Origin of the sequence: Glycomyces dulcitolivorans, from assembly GCF_003265355.1 — a bacterium.
GTDB classification, from domain to species: Bacteria; Actinomycetota; Actinomycetes; order Mycobacteriales; family Micromonosporaceae; genus Glycomyces; species Glycomyces dulcitolivorans.
In genome coordinates, this window is the sequence record NZ_QFRW01000122.1 from 1 (window position 1) to 1211 (window position 1211).

General features: G+C 76.7%; 1 protein-coding gene and 1 pseudogene. Both read right to left on the reverse strand.

Annotated features, from left to right (window positions below):
* A pseudogene (locus tag DI269_RS12995) lies at nt 1–357 on the reverse strand (hypothetical protein); the annotation flags it as partial.
* On the reverse strand, nt 354–1211 hold an 858-nt coding region (locus tag DI269_RS13000), incomplete at its 5' end, for a CpaF family protein (RefSeq protein WP_112136551.1). The gene DI269_RS13000 and the pseudogene DI269_RS12995, both read right to left, overlap by 4 nt.

Consider the following 1211-nt stretch of genomic DNA (forward strand, 5'->3'; position numbering starts at 1 on the left):
CCGCAGGCGGGTCGCGGTGGCGGCGGCTTCTGCGGGCCAGTCGGGTTCGGCCGCGGCGAGGGCGCGGACCGGGTCGGTGCCCGCGGCCAGGTCGGCCGCGAGGTAGGCGACGGTGTCGGCGGCGGCCCGTTCGGCGTCGCGCCGTCGCTTGCGGCGCAGTGTCCGGTGCCAGGCGGCGACCGATGCGGCGGCGTAGACGGCGGCGATCGTTCCGGCGGTGGCGGCCGCGAGGTGCCCGAGGCCGCCCTGGTGGCGGTATCCGGCGAACCAGGCCGCGAGCAGTGCGGCGGCGAGGGCGATGCAGGTCGCGGCGGTCTTGGGGCGGTGGGTGATCAGGGCGTTGGCGATGGCGGTCATGCGGTTCGCTCCCTCAGCAGGCGTTCGAGGATGCCGGCGGACGGTCCCGGTCCGTGGCGGGTCCAGGCGGCGGCGACGGTGAGTCCGGCGGGACCGGGGCCGGATTCGATGACGGCGATCTCGGTCGCCTGGCGGCCCGAGCCGGTGCGTTTCAGGTGGACGACGACGCGCAGGGCGGCGACCAGCTGCGCGTGGAGCCCGGCGCGGGGCAGGCCGTGCGGGAGGGCGAGCGCTTCGAGGCGCGCGGGCGCGTCGGCGGCGGCGTTGCAGTGCAGCGTGCCCGCGCCGCCCTCGTGGCCGGTGTTGAGCGCGCCCAGCAGTTCCACGACCTCGGCGCCGCGGCATTCGCCGACGACGATCCGGTCGGGGCGCATCCGCAGGGCCTGGCGGACCAGGGCCGCGAGGTCGACCGCGCCGGCGCCTTCGACGTTCGCGGGGCGGGATTCGAGCGTGAGCGCGTGCGGGTGGTCGAGCGCGAGCTCGGCGGCGTCCTCGACCACGACGATGCGCTCCTCTTGCGGCGCATGGGAGAGCAGTGTCGCCAGCAGCGTCGTCTTCCCAGAGCCGGTCCCGCCGGTGACCAGGAACGGCAGCTTGGCCCTGACCATGCGCAGGAGCAGGTCGGCCATGTCGGCGGTGAGCGTGTCGGCCTCGACGAGCTGCGTGAGCGTGAACGCCTTCGACCGGTGGGTGCGGAAGGACAGGTACGGGCCCGCGGTCGCGATCGGCGGGAGGACGGCGTGGAAGCGGGTGCCGTCCGGGAGCCGCACGTCCGCGTACGGGCTGCCGGCGTCGAGCCGCCTGCCCGCCGCGGCGGCGAGGCGGCAGGCGAGGGCGCGGACCGCGTCGGCGCG